Here is a 16,736-nt window from a genome sequence, read left to right on the forward strand (position 1 = left end):
TCGTCGCCGGGTGCTTGCCGTGGCGGGCCGGCGCACTATGCTCGGCCCATCCCATCGCCAAAGGCACTCCCGTGTTCGCCAGCGTTTCCCTGATCTTCCGACATCTGCTGGCCTGGGCCGCTGCGCTGGTCGTGGCGGGCATGGTGTGGAGTGGCATCTTCAGCGGCATGGAAGACGGCCCGGGCTGGGTGTTCGGCCTGCTTGCGATGTTCCTGATGCTGTCCGCACTGGGCAGCGCGATCACCCACGTGCGCCGGGTGTGGCTGATCACCGGCAAGCTGGATGGGAGCACGCTATCCAACCGCCAGCGGCGGCAGATCGAACTGCCCCTGGATGCCGGACCGGCCTTCCTGCTGCTCGAGCGCGCCATCGCCGAGTTGCCGCGTGTCGAGGACATCGAAAGTTCTGCCGGTAGCCTGCAGGTGCGTGCCTATGTACGGCGCGTCGATCCGTGGAATGGTCGCCAGCCCTCTCGCTGGAACCTGCCCGCGCGTCTGGCGATCAAGCGCAACAGCGTGCTGGCCACGGTGACGCCGGGGCAGGGAACGAGCACGGTCACGCTTTTGTTCGAGCCCGACGCGGGCTGGTGGGCCGATCTGCTGGCGCTGGACGAAGGCAGCAACTTCGAGAACGCCGAAGCGCTGACCCGCGCCGTCAGCGGCCGCGTGGCCGACCAGCGGCGCGACGAACAAGCGGCAGCCGAGCAGACCCACGTGGAGAAAGAACTGTCGGTCGCGCGCTTGAACCTGCTGCATGCGCAGGTGGAACCGCACTTTCTGTACAACTCGCTGGCCAATGCGCAGGTGCTCACCCGCACCGATCCAGCGCGTGCCGACCAGATGATCGGCCACCTGATCCAGTACCTGCGCAGCTCGCTGCCGAGCATGGAAGAGTCGGTGTCCACCTTGGGCGTGGAGCTGGAGCGCACCCGTGCGTACCTGGAGATCCTGCGTATCCGGATGGGCGCACGGCTGGGCGTTGAAGTGCAGGTGCCCGATGCGTTGCAGGGCGTCCGGCTGCCGGCGATGGCGCTGCAGACGCTGGTGGAGAACGCGATCAAGCACGGCCTGGAACCCAAGCCGGGCGGTGGCACGATCTGGATCATCGCGCGCGCCTTCGATGACCATGTCACGGTGACCGTGGCCGACGATGGGCTTGGCTTCGGCCATGGCACCAGCGGCACCGGCATCGGGCTGAAGAACCTGCGCGAGCGCCTGCGCCTGACCTGCGGCGAGCAGGCCGGTGTAGCGATCGTCACCAATTTCCCCAGCGGCGTCGCCGCCACCATGATGTTGCCGCAGGCCCCGAAGGACGCCGCTCATGCCGCTTGACGCGTTGATTGCCGAAGACGAAGAGCTGCTGCGCGCCGCCTTGGTGGAGCAACTGCAGCGGTTGTGGCCGGAGCTGCGCATCGTCGCCGAGTGCGAGGATGGCGCCACGGCACTGGAACAACTGGCCGAACGCCAACCGGACATCGCGTTCCTGGACATCCGCATGCCGGGTATCAGCGGCATCCAGGTGGCACGCGCGCTGGCCGAACTGAGCCCGCGCACGCAGGTGGTGTTCGTTACGGCCTACGACCAGTACGCCATCGATGCGTTCGAACAGGGCGCGATGGATTATCTGCTCAAGCCGGTAAGCGATGAGCGCCTGCTGGCGACGCGCGAGCGCATCCTGGCGCGGCTGCCGTCGGCACGCCACGACGATGCCGTGCTGGAGCGGCTGCTGCAGCGATTGGGCGCCCCAGCGGAGCGTGCAGACGTACCGCCACTGGCATGGATTACCGCAAGCAATGGACGTGACACGGTGCTGATCATGCTGGAGGACGTGGTGTATTTCCGCGCAGACAACAAATACACCACGGTGGTGACCGCCGACGGCGAGAGCCTGCTGCGCACCCCATTGCGGGAGCTGGTGGCGGCGTTGGATCCACAGCAGTTCCGCCAGGTGCACCGGTCCACCATCGTCAACATGAAAGCCGTTGCCGCGGTGAGCCGCGACGATACCGGGCGGGGCGTACTGCGCCTGCGCGAACGCTCCGAAACACTCACCGTCAGTCAACCGTTCATGAGCCTGTTCCGCGGCATGTAAGCCGCGGCAGGCCACTAGGGAAGGGCCATGCCATGCGTTTTCTCACTACGATAATGAGTTGCCTGCTGTCCTTGTTCGGCTGCCATGACAAGGTGACCACGACCTCGATCACCCGCATCAGCGCGCACGGCATGGACCAGCTGTTCAGTCGCACGTCCGTGCGTACGGACGGCGCGTGGTTCGAGTGCGTGAGCAGTGACAGCGGCCGCTGCTACTACCAGGTATTCCAGGAGGCCTGCGATGGGCAACAACAGCATTGCGAACGCAGCGCCCTTCAGCAGTTCGACGTCCGCGCCGGCCAACGGCAGAAGCACGCCAGCCTACCGCCGGGATTCAAGAGCTGCGTAGCCACCACCCCCGCCGCCCGCTGCCAATGACGACAAAAAAGGGACGGAGGGGATTAAGTCGATTTCAACCCGTAGGGGCCAGAAACGACTTAATCCCCTCCGTCCCCTTTTTTTGGGTTCAGAAGGCGGGTTGCAGGGTGAGGTCGCGGTGGCTGGTGGTCTGGCCGACGTGGTTCAGGCGGCCAACCAGTTCGGTGTGCTGTTTCATGCGGCCGATCTCGGACATGATGCGGATGTCCTCGTGGCGCAGTTCGCGTTTCTCGGTTACGGACTGCTTGTAATCCAGCACTTCCGGGTAGTGTTCGGCCATTCCGAGTGCGTCGGCCACGCATTCCACGCTGTCGGCGCTGGAGGTGATGCGGGCGCGGCTGTTGAAGGCTTTCATCCAGCGTTCGAACCCGGCTTGCTGGTCGAACATGTTCGCCATGAACCAGATCACGAACAGGATCGATACCCAGGAGCCGATGATGATCACGACGCGGGTGAAGGTGATATGGAAATCATCCCGCCAGAGGTAATTGGCGATCAGCCCGAGGATCAGCAACGATGCGGCCTGCCAGCCGACGATGGAGGCGATCAGCCATTGGCTTTTCGCCTGGGCCAGCACGGCCACCTCCTGGCGGATCTGCTGCTCGCTGAGACCACGCCAGTGGGCAACCTGTTTTTCGAACGGGCTGTGGTACAGCTCGTTGTCGCGCAACAACAATCCTAGACCTTTGAACAAAGCAATCATGGCGGGCTCCCTGTTGGAACGTGCGGCGATGCATTGACCGGTGAGGCGGGTTCAGTTCTAGCACTTCCAGCGAGGCGCGCAATAAAGGGAATGCGAAGGCGCGGACGCATACGCGGATGAATACGGAAAGGCACACACCCCTTGGTGCGCCGCAGCATCGATCTGACGGCCTGCGACAAGATGTCGCACTGCAAATCGTGCTGCGCGCGCACATGGTCATGGCCGCGTCCGACTTTCACAGGGCATGGGGCGTCGACTGGCCGACAATGGGGCCAAATCGCGCAAGCCGCGCCACTGCCAGGTCCCCCGATCGCGCCATGCCCTCTTTGTTTTCGCCACTGACCGCGCCTATCCGCCGCTGGGTGATGGATGCCTTTCCCCGGGGACAGAGCGGGATCGACTACGACCATCCGATCGGGGACCCAGGCTGGTTCGGGCCGGACAGCGTCACTTGGCGGGTCCATGCCGAACTGCCGTCGATGCTCGCCGGCGGGCTCTGTGCCCTGATGCTGCAGGCGCTGCATCCGCGTGCGCTGGCGGGGGTGTACGACCACTCCAACTTCCGCGAAGACCTGGTCGGGCGCCTGCGCCGGACCACGGCGTTCGTCGCGGGCACGACCTATGCCCCCACGGCGGAAGTCGACACGCTCGTGGCCCGGGTGCGCCGGATCCATTCAAGCGTGCGCGGCAGCGTGGAGGGTGTGCCCTACGCCGCCGATGACCCGCAGTTGCTCACCTGGGTGCATGTGACCGAGGCCTATGGCTTCCTGCAGGGCTTTCGTCGCTATGGACGGGCGATGCCCGACGCAATGGTTGATCGCTACTACGATGAGTTCCGGCGTGTCGCCGAAGCATTGGGGGCGAGGGATGTGCCGCGTAGTGCAGCGGAAGTGGATGCGTTCTTTGCGATGCAGCGGCCGCAGTTGCGCCTGGATGCACGGGCGCGCGAGGTGTTGCAGGTGCTGTCTGCGGTGAAGTTGCCCGTGCCGGTGGCAGGACTGTCGCGGGATGTGTTCATGGGCGCGGGGGTGGCGTTGTTGCCGGAGTGGGCAAGCGAGCTGCTGGAGCACGGCACGCGGCAGCGGGTCCAGGCACAGGCATCGATGCGGCTGTTGCAGGGGGCGGCGCCGCTGTTCCGGCGTGCGCTTCCGGACGGATTGGCGAGTCGGGCGTGCGCGCGGGTGGGTGTTGAAGTGGCGCAGTTGCGGCGGTGGCCGGCGGGCCTGTAACGGCCCACCGGTGCGCTCGCCGAGCATGGCTCGGCATTACCAGGTCTTACCAGACTTTGACGCGCTTGTCGGGCGCCAGGTAGAGCTTCTGGCCTTCCTTTACGTCGAATGCGGGATACCAGGCGTCGATGTTGCGTACGGTCAGTGCGCGGAACTGGCCCGGTGCATGCACGTCGGTCAACAACGAATTGCGCAGGGCCTGCTCGCGGCTCTTGCTGCGCCACGCCTGGGCGAAGCCGAGGAAGAAGCGCTGATCGGGCGTGAAGCCTTCCAGCGTCTGTCCCGGCTTGCCCTGCAGCGAGAGCTGGTAGGCATCGTAGGCGGTGCCCAGACCGGCCACGTCGGCGATGTTCTCGCCCAGCGACAGGCGGCCATTGACGTGCACGCCGGGGAAGGGCTCGTAGCTGCTGAACTGCGCGGCCAGCGCGTCGCCCGCTGCGTTGAATTTCTGCAGGTCCTGCGGCGTCCACCAGTTGTGCAGGCGGCCGGTGTCATCGAACAGCGCGCCCGCGTTGTCGAACCCGTGGCTGATCTCGTGGCCGATCACCGCACCGATGGCGCCGTAGTTCACGGCATCGTCGGCGGCGCCATCGAAGAAGGGCGGCTGCAGGATCGCCGCCGGGAACACCAGGCGGTTCTCAAGCGGCACGTTCATCGCGTTGATGGTCTGCGGCAGCATCGCCCACTCGCCGTGGTCCGGTGCCTTGCCCAGCTTGGAAAGATTGCGCTGGTACTCGAACTGTTCGGCGCGCTGCGCATTGCCCAACGGATCATCCCGCTTCACCTCCAGGCCGCTGTAGTCACGCCACGTCTCCGGATAGCCCATGCCCACGGTGAGTCCGGCAACCTTGGCCTTGGCACTGGCCTTGGTCTGCGGTGACATCCACTCCAGGCCATCGATGCGCTTGGCGAAGGCGGCGATGATGTTCTTCGCCATCGCGTCGGCGCGTTCTTTGGTCTTGGCGTCGAAGTGCTTTTCCACGTAGCGCTTGCCGATGGCTTCGCCCACGGCGTGGTTGGCATCGTCCACCGCCCGTTTCCAGCGATCGCTCTGCTGCGGGGTGCCACTGAGTGCAGTGCCGTGGAAGGCGAAGCGCGCATCGGCGAACGTCTTCGGCAGGTAGGGCGCGGCCCGGTCCAGGGCGTGGAAGGTCAGGTAGTCCTTCCAGTCTTCAAGGGGTTCGGTGGCGACCAGTCGCGACAGGCCGGCGACGGCCTTGGGCTGCCAGACGATGAAATCCTGCTGCTGGCCCAGCCCGGAGGCCTCCAGGAACGCGGCCCAGTCCATGCCCGGTGCCTTCGCGCTGAAGTCTTCGCGGGTCCAGGGGTTGGCCCCCTTGGCGACGTCGTTGGTTTCTTCCTGGCTCACGTGGGCCTGGGCGATCCTGGTTTCCAGCGCCACGATGCGCTGCGCCTTCGCGGCGGGGTCGGCGACGCCGGCCAGCTTCAGCACCTGGCCTACGTAGTCCTGGTACTGCTTGCGCAACGCCGCCATGCGGCCATCGCCCAGGTAGAAATCACGGTCCGGCATGCCCAGCCCACCCTGCACGAGGTAAGGCGCGGTGCGCTCCGGCTGCAGCAGGTCGACCGACACCCACAACCCGAACAAGCGGTCGGTGTAGAAGTTCGTGGCGTTGAGCAGGTCCACGTCGGCGCGCACATCGGCACCGAGTGCGCGGGCCAACGCGGCCTTGTCGGCGAGCGCCTCGATCGCCTGCAACTGCGGCTGCACCGGGGCCAGTCCGCGCTGTTCGATGCCGGCCTCGTCCATGTAGGCCGCGTAGTAATCACCGATCAGCTTGTCTTCGCCGGTGGCCTGCGCATTGTTCGCCGCGCCTTCCAGGATGGCGCGCGTATCGGCCTGGGTTTTTTCAGCGATCACGTTGAAGCTGCCGAACCGCGAGCGGTCGGCCGGGATCTCGGTGTTCTTGACCCAGCTGCCGTTGGCGAAGTCGAAGAAGTTGTCGCCCGCGGCCACGCTGCGGTCCATGCCCGATGCATCGAAACCGAAGCTGCCCAGCTGTGCCTTGGCGGGAGCCTCGGCGGCGGCTTGCTGCTGGGGCTGTGGCGCATCGGCCGGGGTATCGCCACCGCAGGCCGACAGGGTCAGGGACAGGCTGGCGGCGATGGCCAGCAGCAGGGGAGAGCGGCGCAACCTGGGCATGGAATTCTCGAACGGCGGAAAAATACCAGTCTACTGCCTGCTACCGGGGCTGGTTGCAGTGGCAACCGTGCCGCAGCAGGGCGGCGCCTGTGCCGGATGTGGCTGAACGGGGGATGGTCCTCTTCCTGTCGTCATCTGCCTGATGCATGCTGCAAACCGGGGCCGGGCTGGGCGCGCTGCGCGCGACATCACCGGGAAACAACCAGGGCGGTCAAGAAAGTGCATCCGCGGCCGCTCTGGTCAGGATCACAGGAAGCGTTTTGCGCATGAGAGCAACTGCCCACCATTGGCAACGTTCGCACCGATGTCCGCACTGAGTCGCGCCTTGCTGCGCCCGCAGCGCGCCTTCCTGTGGGGCGGCGCGCTGCTGGGCGTTTTGTTCGGCGCTGGCCTGGCCACGATGCTGGCCAGCGATTTCCAGCGTCGCACAGACGTGGCGCAGCGCCAGAGCCGCACCTTGGCGGTGGGCAGCCAGCGCCTGTTATGGCTGGAGATGCGCAATCTGGAACGGGCGATGCATGGCATCGGGGCCGATGCGGCGCAGCTGTTCCGCAGCGTGCCGGCGCAGGCCCCTCAGTTGCTGGACCAGAACATCGCCGGCGTGCTGCACCGCCATGCCGAGCTCGACAGCATCGTGGTGGTGGACCAGCACGGGCGCGCGATCACCAGCGGAGTCGGTGACCTGCAGCTGCCGTTGTGGGTGGACGGCCAGCGCCGTGGTTCCGGCAGCGATCTGTACCTGGGTCCGCCGCAGCGTCGCGATGGACTGAACTGGGTGCTGCCGCTGGCGCTGCAGCTTGAGCAGGATCGCTGGTTGCTGGTGCGGCTGCACACCAGCGAACTGCAACGGATCATCAGCGGCCTGGATATCGGTAGCCAAGGCGTCGTATCGATCACCGACGTGGAAGGACACGTACTGGCCCGCGCGCCGGCGAGCGGCGACATCGTGGGGCAGCGCTTCGACCTGCCGCACCGGTCCGCGTTGGGCACCGATGCGGTGCACTCGCTTGGCGTGGAAACCAGCGCCATCGACGGGACAACCCGCATCTCGGCGATGAGCACGCTGCACCAGTATCCGCTGGCGGTGTATGCGGGATTGGGACGGCGCGACGTGCTGTCTGCCTGGTGGCCGTACCTGTACGCGGCATCGGCCATGTTCCTGCTGTACTGGGTGCTGCTGGGTGCCTTGGTGTGGGTGGTGCGTCGTACCAGCCGACGCCAGCTGGTGCTGGCCGAAGAGCTGCGCACTGGCCATGCCGAGCTGCTGCTGGCGCATCAGGTGGGTCGCGTATGCACCTGGTATGTCGATGAGGATGCCTGCCAGCTGCACTGGTCGCCGCTGGCGCGTGAGCTGTTCGGCGTGCCGGTGGACACCCTGCCGGTTTCGGATTTCTTCGCCCGCGTGCATCGCGAGGATGCGGGTCGCCTGCAGGCCGCCTTCGACAGCGCGTTTGCCGGTGATGCGGTATTGGATGAAGTGTTCCGCCTGGTGCTGCCCGGCGGCGAGATACGCTGGGTGAGCGCGCGCGGACGCCGCGTGGCGATGTCCGACCGGCAGCGGCGCGTGATCGGCGCGGTGACCGACATCAGCGAGCGGTACCAGGCCCGTGAGCGACTGGTACAGGCGGAGCGTCAGTTCCGCCTGCTGTTTGACCGCAATCCCGCGCCGTTCTGGGTGTTCGACCCGGACACGCTGCGCTTCATGGAGGTCAACCGCGCGGCGATCAGCCAGTATGGCTATACCCGCGAAGAGTTCCTCGGGATGAGCATCCTCGACATCCGCCCGCGCGAGGGCTGGGACGAGATCCGCGGCGCGATCGCCGATGCCCGCGTCGGCGAAGTACAGGATGCCAAGATCCGGCTGCACCAGCGCAAGGATGGCAGCGTCTTCGAAGTGCGCGCGCATCTGTCGCGGCTGGATTTCGATGGCCGTTCGGCGTGCCTGGTGTTGGCCGAGGACGTGAGCGAGCGGCTGGCCTACGAGCGCGAGCTTGCCTACCACGCCAGCCACCATCCGCAGACCGGTCTGCTCAATCCGCGCGCACTGGCGGCTGCACTGGACGACTGCGGCAGCGGCTACACCGTCGCCTTCATCCAGCTGCGCGGACTGCAGCTGGTGTCCGATGCGCTGGGGGGTGATATCGGGGATGCGGTGTTGCAGGCGATGGCCACGCGACTGGGTGGGCTGGGCGCGCGTTACGGCTGGCTGGCCTTCCAGCCGGGCGAGGACTTCGTGTTCGCCTTCCGCGATGGGCAGGAAACACAGAGCGCGCTGGACGCGTTGGTGCAGATCGTATCGGAGCCCGTGCGTGGCAAGGAGTCGCTGCATCAGTTCGAGCCGAGCGTAGGTGTGGCGGTGCATATCGCGGGCGATGGGCTGCAGGCCACGCAGGTGATCGGCATGGCCGCGCAGGCGGCACACAGTGCGCGCGCCGAGGGCGACGCGCTGGCATGGTTCGACCCCAGCGTGACCGCGCGATTGGCCGAGCGGCTGCGTTTGGCCGGGCGGATCCACAACGCGATCGACGCCGAATTCGAGCTCTATTTCCAGCCGATCTGTCATGCCGCCGATGGCACGCCGGCCGCGCTGGAGGCCTTGCTCCGCTGGCCGCAGGCCGATGGCAGCTTCATCCCGCCGGGCGACTTCATCCAGCTGTGCGAAGACACCGGCCTGATCCTGGCGCTGGGGCGCTGGGTGATCCGCGCGGCGGCGCAGGCGCAGCGGCAGCTGGTGGATGCCGGCTGGGGTGACTTGCCGATTGCGGTCAATGTGTCGGCGGTGCAGTTCTTCAACAGTGATCTGGTGGGTGAGTTCGCGCGCGCCATGCAGGAGTTCGGCCTGCGTCGCGGTGCGCTGCAGGTGGAGCTCACCGAGAGCAGCCTGATGCGCAAGCCTGCACAGGCGATGCAGACGATGCAGCGGCTGCACGAGCAGGGCATCTGCGTATCGCTGGATGACTTCGGTACGGGGTATTCGAGCATGTCCTACCTGCAGCACCTGCCGCTGGATATTTTGAAGATCGACCGCAGCTTCGTGGCGGATGTGGAAACCAATCCGCGCAATGCGTCGATCTGTCGGGCGCTGTTGTCGCTGGGGCACAGCATGGGCCTGACGATCATTGCGGAGGGCGTGGAAACCCCGGGCCAGCTGCAGTGGCTGGGCGCGCACGGCTGTGATCAGGTGCAGGGCTACCTGCTGGGGCGCCCGGCGCCGCTGGCGACGGTGATCGCGCAGCTGGATGCGGTGGAGGCCTGAGAGCGCGCAGGAGGGGGCGCGAAGGGCCCGCTGCGCTCGCCGACCATGGGTCGGCGCTACGGATGCTGGCCCCTCTGGTAGCGCCGAGCCACGCTCGGCGGAATCTTTCCGCCACCGGCCCGCTGCGCTCGCCGACCATGGGGCAGTATTGCGGTCACTGCTGGGACGGACCGGCTCGTCGGTCCTGTTTATCGCGTCGGCGGCCAGGCCTACGCTGGTCGCAGGTTTCCTGAGGCCCGCACCATGCGCCGTCTGCCCAGTCTGTACATCTCCCACGGTTCGCCGATGACGGCGCTGCAGCCGGGCCAGGTCGGCCTTCGCTTGGCGGAGCTGGCGGCCGACCTGCCACGGCCCCGCGCCATCGTCATCGCCAGTGCGCACTGGTTGAGTGACCTGCCGCGCGTCGGCGCGCATCCGCAGCCCCCGACGATCCATGATTTCGGTGGCTTCCCCGAGGCGTTGTACCGGATCCGCTACCCGGCCCCCGGCGACCCCGTGCTGGCTGCGCAGGTCCTGCAGAGGCTGCAGGATGCACACCTGGACGCACAGCTGGACGTGAGTCGCGGGCTGGACCACGGGGCGTGGGTGCCGCTGCGCCTGCTGTTCCCGGACGCGTCGATCCCGGTCGTGCCGATCTCGCTGCAACCGCAGCGCGGTCCTATGCACCAGCTTGCACTGGGCCGTGCCTTGGCGCCGCTGCGCGACGAAGGGGTGCTGCTCATCGGCTCGGGCAGCATCACCCACAACCTGCACGATTTCGGTACGTATCAGGATGGCAAGGAGGCGCCCTACGTGCGTCCTTTCATCAACTGGGTAGAGCAGCGCCTGGCCGCCAGCGATGTCGATGCCTTGCTCGACTACCGGCGCCAGGCCCCCTACGCGGCGCGCGCACATCCGACGGACGAGCACCTGCAGCCGCTGCATTTCGCCATGGGGGCGGCAGGGACGGGCGCGTTGGGCGCGCAGCGCATCGATGCCGGGATCGACGCGGGCATGCTGGCGATGGACCTCTACCGCTTCGACGGCGAGCGCAGCTGACGACCCGCGCACTCCCTCGCGCTCGCTCCGTATCTGCCGACCCGCACACGCTCCGCTTATGGGCGATATCAAATGGGTGTGCTAGTTTTTTCGCGTTAGTGGCGCTTGGCCTGTCGGCCATCCCTCCCCCCGCGCCGTCATCTGGATGATGCATGCATACCATTGAAGTCGTACTGGCGATGCTGGTCGCGGTAGTCGCCAGCGGCTACCTCGTCCGGGTCCTGCCGTTTTCGCTGCCGTTGCCGCTGGTGCAGATCGCGCTGGGCGCGGTGATTGCCGGGGTGTTCAACCGCGGCCATGACCTCGACCCGGACATGTTCTTCCTGCTGTTCCTGCCGCCGTTGCTGTTCCTCGACGGCTGGCGCATTCCCAAGCAGGGCTTGTTCCGCGACAAGGGCGCGATCCTGGAGTTGGCCTTCGGCCTGGTGGTGTTCACCGTGCTCGGGGCCGGCCTGCTGATCCACTGGATGATCCCGGTGATGCCGCTGGCCGTGTGTTTCGCATTGGCGGCGATCATCTCGCCGACCGACCCGGTGGCGGTCGGTGCGATCGCCTCGAAGGCACCCATTCCCAAGCGGCTGATGCACATCCTGGAGGGCGAATCGCTGCTCAACGATGCCTCGGGCCTGGTCTGCTTCCGCTTTGCCGTGGCCGCGGTGATGACCGGCAGCTTCTCGCTGGCGACCGCGTCGCTGACCTTCCTGTGGGTGGCCGTGGCCGGCCTGGCCGTGGGTGTCGCAGTGACCTTCGGGGTATCCACCTTCCAGCGCTGGTTGTGGCGGCGCTTCGGCGAAGAGCCGGGCGCGGCGATGCTGGTCAACCTGCTGATCCCGTTCGCGGCCTACCTGCTGGCCGAAGAGATCAACGCCTCGGGCATCCTCGCTGCGGTGGCCGCCGGCATCACCATGAGCTACGTAGAGCTGACGGGCCGCGTATCGGGCAGCATGCGGGTGCAGCGCTCGGCGGTGTGGAACATGCTGCAGTTCACCTTCAACGGCATCATGTTCGTGCTGCTGGGCGAGCAGCTGCCGGGCATCGTGGAGCGCGCCATCGAGACGATGGGCGAGAGCGGCCACCAGAATCCGTGGTGGCTGGCGGTGTATGTACTGGTGATCAACCTTGCGCTGATCCTGCTGCGTCTGTTGTGGGTATGGCTGTCGCTGCGCTGGAACCTGCTGCGCGCGCGTCGTCGCGGGCAGAAGCAGGGCGAAGCGCCCGGCTGGCGCATCGTGGTGGCGACCTCGGTGGCCGGCGTGCGCGGCGCGATCACCCTGGCCGGCGTGCTGACCCTGCCCTTGTTCCTGCCCAGCGGTGATCCGTTCCCGGCACGTGACCTGGTGATCTTCCTGGCCGCCGCGGTGATCCTGTTCTCGCTGATCGGAGCCAGCGTGGCGCTGCCGCAGCTGTTGAAAGGGCTGCAGTTGCCGGCCGATTCGGGTGAGCGAAAGGAAGAGGACGTGGCCCGCAAGCTGGCTTCGAAGGCGGCGCTGGCCGGGGTGGAGCGGATGCGGCAGCAGCTGGTGCTGAAGCAGACCACCGAGAACGTGCAGCTGTACAACGACGCCGCATCGCGGGTGAGCCTGCTGTACCAGCGCAATCTGGAAAAAGAGAACGGCCCCGATGTCGATCCGGAGAAGGTGCGGCGCATGGAGCGCGGCTACCGCCAGCTGCGTAGTGCCGGCTTGGTCGCCGAGCGCGAAGAACTGTTCCGGCTGACCCGGCGCGGGGTGATCTCCGACGAGATCTCACGCAAGCTGATCCGCAACCTGGACCTGCTGGAATCCCGGCAGCGGGAATGATCGGCCCCGGCCGCCGCTGCCTTTGGTAGAGCCGGCTTCAGCCGGCTGCCGTTGCGCTGGTCGCCGTTGCCCTGGTAGAGCCGGCTTCAGCCGGCTGCTGTTGCGCTGATCGCCGTTGCCCTGGTAGAGCCGGCTTCAGCCGGCTGCTGTTGCGCTGATCGCCGTTGCCTTTGGTAGAGCCGGCTTCAGCCGGCTGCTGTTGCGCTGATCGCCGCGCCTTTGGTAGAGCCGGCTTCAGCCGGCTGGTGTTGCCGATTGCCTGCGGTAGAACAGCCGACTGAAGTCGGCTCTACCCAGTCGGCTCTACCCCGTCGCCCCCCCCATGACCGCGATGCTCAGCCCTGCGGCTTCAGGTCCAGGAAGCGCACGTCGACGTTGCCTTTGATCTTCAGGGTCATCGGGTTGCCGCGGCGGTCACGGGCCTTGCCGGCCTGCACGCGGATCCAGCCTTCGCTGACCGAATACTCTTCAACGTCGGTGCGCTCGACATCGTTGAAACGCACGCCGACGCCGCGCTCCAGCGCCTGGGCGTCGTGATGGGGGCTGGCCGGGTTGATGGCCAGGTGGTCGGGAGGCGTATCGCTCATTGCAGGATTCACTGTGGCGGCCAACACGGCCGGCTTCATGCGGTAAAGGATACCCGGCCCGGCGGCGTGGCCCAATCCCGGTGCTTCCGGCTCGAGCCGCCAGGCCTCAGAATGCAGGCCACGCACCACGCATCCCAGGAACACGCCCATGCCCGACAACAGCGATTATTTCGACTTCCAGGAAGAAGAGCACGACTTCGACGAGGCCGACTTCGAGGCACGTGCGTGGAACCTGCTGGTGCTGATCAACCCGGGCGACGAAGAGCTTGCGCTGCAGCAGTTCAACCGCTTCCGCGAGCTGCTGGCCGAGCAGGGCGAGCCAATGGAGGCCGACAGCGACTGGCTGCCGCCGCTGTTCGGGGCGATCGGCTGGCAGAGTGGCTTCGAAGTGGAGCGCGACGATCTGGAATCGCTGATGTCGGCCGTCAACGAGCTGTCTGCACGGTTCAACCTGCAGGTGGAGTGGGGCGGCGACCTGGACGATGAGGATTTCACGGCGGACCTGGACGGCGCGCAGCTGATGTCCACCGCGTTCGATCGGCTACGCGAACGCAACTACACGCTGTGGAGCGTGGATGCCGGCAGCGAAGGCTTCACCGGCTGGATGGCGCTGACCCGCGATGACGACGCGATGCTGGCGCTGTGCTCGCTGATGAACGTGGAAGTGCGGTTGGGCAGCGACCCGTTCTGACGCGGGTCAGTCGGGCTGGTACTGCGCGCGGGCGTTGGCGATCACCGCCTTCATCCGCGCACGATCGGTGTGCCGGGAGATCGGCATCGCCCCGAGGGCGATGGCCTGCACGCGCATCGGCGCGCTGACATCGTAATGCGCCCCACTGGCTTTGTTCTGGAACGCGCGGCGGGGCATGCCGAGCTGCGCCGCCATGGCGTGCAGCTCGGGCAAGGTGTCGGCCATCAGGTGTGCCCAGCGCTGTCCGCGCCAGGCCTGTACTGCGTCGTCGACGTAGACCGTCACCGTGATTCCGCCAGGCCTCAGGCCTTCGGCTTGTCGTCGGCGTCGGCGTCGGCAGCGGCGTCAGCCTCGACGTCGACGGCATCGGTCGATGCGTCGGCTGCAGCTGCGTCCGCATCGGTGTCAGCGGTGGCTTCGGTCGCTGCGTCTTCCGCGTCGATGGTATCGAACTCGGCAGCCAGCTCATCCAGGTAAGCGTCAGCGTCCAGGTCCTTCTCGGCCGCCATCACCTTGATCAGCTCGCCCAGGCCATCGGAGTACTGCAGGTCGACCTTGCGGCCTTCCTTGCCCTGCACGTTCGCCAGATGCTTGAGCATGGCCAGCATCGGCATCGGGTCGTCCGCGTTGCCCATCGTCTGGCCACCGATCGACAGCAGCCACTGGCGGCCCTGCAGGCCAATCGCGGCCACGACCTGGCCTTCTTCATTGGTCAGCACGGCGTGGTTCTGCACCTGCTGCTGATCGCTCAGGCGGGCAAACGGGCGCTTGGGCTGCTGCTTCTTGCGCTTGTCGCGCTTGGACTTGGACAGCTTGGACATGATGCGGCTACCTGCAAAAAAGGAGGCCCCCATTGTAAGGGCCCGGGGCAGCGAGCGCAGGGGCATGCCCTGCGCGGTCAGGGAGCGGCGTCGCCGACCTCGATGGGCGCCTGCGCGGCCTGTACATCGGGGTCTGCCACGGCGGCGGACATCGCAACCGGCGTGCCGGCACCGGACAGCGCGGCGGCTTCCGCATCCTTGGTCATCACCACGATGCTGATGCGGCGGTTGATCGGATTCTGCGGGTTGGTCTTGTCAAACAACACCGAGGAGGCCAGGCCGACCACCCGGGTGACCTTGCTGTCATCCAGACCACCGTCCACCAGTGCACGACGGGCGGCATTCGCGCGGTCCGCGCTGAGTTCCCAGTTGCCATAGCCATGGACGCTGCTGTACGCCGTGGTGTCGGTGTGGCCGGTCAGGCTGATCCGGTTCGGTACGTGGTTCAGGTAGGTCGCCAGCTCATGCAGGATCGTGCGGGTGTACGCCTTCAGGGACGAGCCACCCAAGTCGAACATCGGTCGGTTCTGCTTGTCCACGATCTGCACGCGCAGCCCTTCCGGGGTGAGGTCGAGCAGCAACTGGTCCTTGAAGGGTTCCAGGGCCTGGCTCTTGCTGATAGCCTCCTGCAGTTCCTTCATCAGCGATTCCAGCTGCTGTTTCTCACGCTCGCGGCGATCGATGGCCTGCGGGATGGCTTCGCGCTGGTTCTGGAACGGGTCGCTGCTGTTGCCGCGGCTGACGTCGGCCGCGCCGCCCAGCTTGATCATCGACGTGCTGGCACCGCCGGGCCCGGCCATGCCCGGAGCCGGCGTGGTGCTCTTGCCCGACAACGGACTGGGGTTGCGGAAGTACTCGGAAATGGCACCGCGCTCGGGCTTGCTGGTGGACGCCACCAGCCACAGCACGAGGAAGAACGCCATCATTGCGGTCACGAAGTCGGCGTACGCCACTTTCCACGAGCCGCCATGATGCGCGGCGTGGCCGTGCTTCTTGACCCGGCGAACGATGACGGTGGGCTTGGTGTCCGACATGGCTTATTTGACCGTCTTCAGGTGCTGCTCGAACTCCGAGAAGGCCGGGCGCACGTCGGAGGGCAGGGTCTTGCGGGCGAACTCCAGGGCGATCTTCGGGTTGTAGCCGCGCAGGCAGGCCAGCAGGGCGGTCTTCACTGATTCATAGATGCGGCTGTCCTGCTCGGCGCGCGCTTCCATGGCCGCTGCCATCGGGCCGACGAAACCATAGCCCAGCAGGATGCCGAGGAAGGTGCCGACCAGCGCGCCGGCCACGTGTGCGCCGACTTCTTCGATCGGGCCACCAATGGAGCCCATGGTGATGACGATGCCCAGCACGGCGGCCACGATGCCGAAGCCGGGCAGGCCGTCGGCCACCTTGGTCACGACCTGCGAAGGCGCCAAGGCTTCGGCGTGGTGCTTCTCCAGCTCCAGCTCCAGCAGCGGTTCCAGTTCATGCGGTTCGATGTTGCTGCCGATCATCAGGCGCAGGCAGTCGGTGATGAAGTCCACCAGATGGTGGTCGGCCTGCACCTTCGGGTAGTTCGCGAAGATCGGGCTTTCGCCGGGCTTCTCTACGTGGTCTTCCAACGACATGAAGCCTTCGCGACGCGCCTTGTTGAGCAGTTCGTAGACCAGGCTGAGCACATCCAGGTAATCCTGCCGCTTGTAACGCGGCCCCTTGAACACGGCCACGCTGGCCAGCAGGGTCTGCTTCACCGTCTTTGCCGGCGTACCCACCAGGAACGCGCCCACGGCGGCACCGCCGATGATGACCAGCTCATACGGTTGCCACAGGGCACCCAGCCGACCGTGGGCGCCGAGATAGCCGCCAAGCACGCTGGCGATGACAACGAGGAAGCCGATGAGGATGAGCATGGACGCGACGCAGGAAGCAGGGGTATCTCCCTTTACGGCGCGTTCACGGGTTTTCTGAAGAGCGGATGTGTGAAATCCATCCGCTCTG

15 protein-coding genes are annotated in these 16,736 nt (G+C 66.4%); 8 read left to right on the top strand and 7 right to left on the bottom strand.

Annotation, left to right across the window (positions count from 1 at the left end; translation table 11 throughout):
• Window positions 1-71 precede the first annotated feature (71 nt).
• From IFT65_RS08290 to IFT65_RS08300, 3 genes are read left to right on the top strand one after another with little or no spacing between them, the layout of a single operon-like run.
• A complete protein-coding gene (locus IFT65_RS08290) occupies window positions 72-1,331 on the top strand; it encodes a histidine kinase (protein ID WP_192081082.1) in 1,260 nt (419 codons plus the stop codon).
• On the top strand, window positions 1,321-2,091 hold the full coding sequence (locus IFT65_RS08295) for a LytTR family DNA-binding domain-containing protein (protein WP_192081083.1): 771 nt from the start codon (window positions 1,321-1,323) through the stop codon (window positions 2,089-2,091). The genes IFT65_RS08290 and IFT65_RS08295 overlap by 11 nt, the downstream gene beginning before the upstream one ends.
• Before the next feature lie 32 nt (window positions 2,092-2,123).
• Entirely contained in the window at window positions 2,124-2,468 is a 345-nt protein-coding gene (locus tag IFT65_RS08300) for a hypothetical protein (RefSeq protein ID WP_192081084.1), read from the top strand.
• Window positions 2,469-2,556: 88 nt separating this feature from the next.
• Here the strand turns inward: IFT65_RS08300 and IFT65_RS08305 are convergent, their stop codons facing one another.
• Window positions 2,557-3,171: a hypothetical protein gene (locus tag IFT65_RS08305; RefSeq protein ID WP_188325928.1), complete on the bottom strand. Its 615-nt coding sequence runs from the start codon at window positions 3,169-3,171 to the stop codon at window positions 2,557-2,559.
• A gap of 317 nt (window positions 3,172-3,488) precedes the next feature.
• Here IFT65_RS08305 and IFT65_RS08310 point away from each other — a divergent pair, with 317 nt between their 5' ends.
• The gene (locus IFT65_RS08310) at window positions 3,489-4,400 is read left to right on the top strand and encodes an oxygenase MpaB family protein (protein WP_192081085.1); all 912 of its coding nucleotides are present in this window, start codon (window positions 3,489-3,491) and stop codon (window positions 4,398-4,400) included.
• A gap of 46 nt (window positions 4,401-4,446) precedes the next feature.
• On the opposite strand, the gene IFT65_RS08315 is transcribed toward IFT65_RS08310, so the two are convergent.
• The gene (locus tag IFT65_RS08315) at window positions 4,447-6,564 is read right to left on the bottom strand and encodes a M13 family metallopeptidase (RefSeq protein ID WP_192081086.1); all 2,118 of its coding nucleotides are present in this window, start codon (window positions 6,562-6,564) and stop codon (window positions 4,447-4,449) included.
• A 304-nt stretch (window positions 6,565-6,868) separates the two neighbouring features.
• On the opposite strand from IFT65_RS08315, the gene IFT65_RS08320 reads away from it, so the two are divergent.
• The 3 genes from IFT65_RS08320 (at window position 6,869) to IFT65_RS08330 (ending at window position 12,657) form a co-directional block, all read left to right on the top strand.
• Window positions 6,869-9,820: an EAL domain-containing protein gene (locus IFT65_RS08320; protein ID WP_192081087.1), complete on the top strand. Its 2,952-nt coding sequence runs from the start codon at window positions 6,869-6,871 to the stop codon at window positions 9,818-9,820.
• A gap of 243 nt (window positions 9,821-10,063) precedes the next feature.
• The gene (locus tag IFT65_RS08325) at window positions 10,064-10,858 is read left to right on the top strand and encodes a class III extradiol ring-cleavage dioxygenase (RefSeq protein ID WP_192081088.1); all 795 of its coding nucleotides are present in this window, start codon (window positions 10,064-10,066) and stop codon (window positions 10,856-10,858) included.
• 152 nt (window positions 10,859-11,010) lie between these two features.
• Window positions 11,011-12,657 (top strand): Na+/H+ antiporter, encoded by a 1,647-nt coding sequence (locus IFT65_RS08330; RefSeq protein ID WP_192081089.1) that lies wholly within the window; start codon window positions 11,011-11,013, stop codon window positions 12,655-12,657.
• A gap of 335 nt (window positions 12,658-12,992) precedes the next feature.
• On the opposite strand, the gene IFT65_RS08335 is transcribed toward IFT65_RS08330, so the two are convergent.
• The gene (locus tag IFT65_RS08335) at window positions 12,993-13,244 is read right to left on the bottom strand and encodes a DUF3297 family protein (protein WP_188325934.1); all 252 of its coding nucleotides are present in this window, start codon (window positions 13,242-13,244) and stop codon (window positions 12,993-12,995) included.
• Between the two features lie 148 nt (window positions 13,245-13,392).
• Between IFT65_RS08335 and IFT65_RS08340 the strand changes: the two genes are divergently transcribed.
• A complete protein-coding gene (locus IFT65_RS08340) occupies window positions 13,393-13,935 on the top strand; it encodes a hypothetical protein (protein ID WP_188325935.1) in 543 nt (180 codons plus the stop codon).
• Window positions 13,936-13,941: 6 nt separating this feature from the next.
• Here IFT65_RS08340 and IFT65_RS08345 read toward each other — a convergent pair whose 3' ends face one another.
• From IFT65_RS08345 to motA, 4 genes are all read right to left on the bottom strand, one after another.
• Window positions 13,942-14,220 carry a DUF4031 domain-containing protein gene (locus IFT65_RS08345; protein WP_192081090.1) on the bottom strand — a complete coding sequence of 93 codons (279 nt, stop codon included), beginning with the start codon at window positions 14,218-14,220 and terminating at the stop codon, window positions 13,942-13,944.
• A gap of 17 nt (window positions 14,221-14,237) precedes the next feature.
• Window positions 14,238-14,756: a hypothetical protein gene (locus tag IFT65_RS08350; RefSeq protein ID WP_192081091.1), complete on the bottom strand. Its 519-nt coding sequence runs from the start codon at window positions 14,754-14,756 to the stop codon at window positions 14,238-14,240.
• A 77-nt stretch (window positions 14,757-14,833) separates the two neighbouring features.
• Window positions 14,834-15,790: a flagellar motor protein MotB gene (gene motB / locus IFT65_RS08355; protein ID WP_188325938.1), complete on the bottom strand. Its 957-nt coding sequence runs from the start codon at window positions 15,788-15,790 to the stop codon at window positions 14,834-14,836.
• A gap of 3 nt (window positions 15,791-15,793) precedes the next feature.
• A complete protein-coding gene (motA, locus tag IFT65_RS08360; protein WP_192081092.1) occupies window positions 15,794-16,648 on the bottom strand; it encodes a flagellar motor stator protein MotA in 855 nt (284 codons plus the stop codon).
• Window positions 16,649-16,736 lie beyond the last annotated feature (88 nt).

Origin of the sequence: Stenotrophomonas sp. CFBP 13725 (genome assembly GCF_014841935.1) — a bacterium.
Classification (GTDB): domain Bacteria; phylum Pseudomonadota; class Gammaproteobacteria; order Xanthomonadales; family Xanthomonadaceae; genus Stenotrophomonas.

Coding starts and splice junctions, on each gene's coding strand:
- motA (WP_192081092.1), bottom strand. CDS start 16,648: ATGCTCATCCTCATCGGCTTCCTCGTTGTCATCGCCAGCGTGCTTGGC.
- IFT65_RS08305 (WP_188325928.1), bottom strand. CDS start 3,171: ATGATTGCTTTGTTCAAAGGTCTAGGATTGTTGTTGCGCGACAACGAG.
- IFT65_RS08325 (WP_192081088.1), top strand. CDS start 10,064: ATGCGCCGTCTGCCCAGTCTGTACATCTCCCACGGTTCGCCGATGACG.
- IFT65_RS08315 (WP_192081086.1), bottom strand. CDS start 6,564: ATGCCCAGGTTGCGCCGCTCTCCCCTGCTGCTGGCCATCGCCGCCAGC.
- IFT65_RS08330 (WP_192081089.1), top strand. CDS start 11,011: ATGCATACCATTGAAGTCGTACTGGCGATGCTGGTCGCGGTAGTCGCC.
- IFT65_RS08295 (WP_192081083.1), top strand. CDS start 1,321: ATGCCGCTTGACGCGTTGATTGCCGAAGACGAAGAGCTGCTGCGCGCC.
- IFT65_RS08320 (WP_192081087.1), top strand. CDS start 6,869: ATGTCCGCACTGAGTCGCGCCTTGCTGCGCCCGCAGCGCGCCTTCCTG.
- IFT65_RS08335 (WP_188325934.1), bottom strand. CDS start 13,244: ATGAGCGATACGCCTCCCGACCACCTGGCCATCAACCCGGCCAGCCCC.
- IFT65_RS08340 (WP_188325935.1), top strand. CDS start 13,393: ATGCCCGACAACAGCGATTATTTCGACTTCCAGGAAGAAGAGCACGAC.
- IFT65_RS08310 (WP_192081085.1), top strand. CDS start 3,489: ATGCCCTCTTTGTTTTCGCCACTGACCGCGCCTATCCGCCGCTGGGTG.
- motB (WP_188325938.1), bottom strand. CDS start 15,790: ATGTCGGACACCAAGCCCACCGTCATCGTTCGCCGGGTCAAGAAGCAC.
- IFT65_RS08350 (WP_192081091.1), bottom strand. CDS start 14,756: ATGTCCAAGCTGTCCAAGTCCAAGCGCGACAAGCGCAAGAAGCAGCAG.
- IFT65_RS08300 (WP_192081084.1), top strand. CDS start 2,124: ATGCGTTTTCTCACTACGATAATGAGTTGCCTGCTGTCCTTGTTCGGC.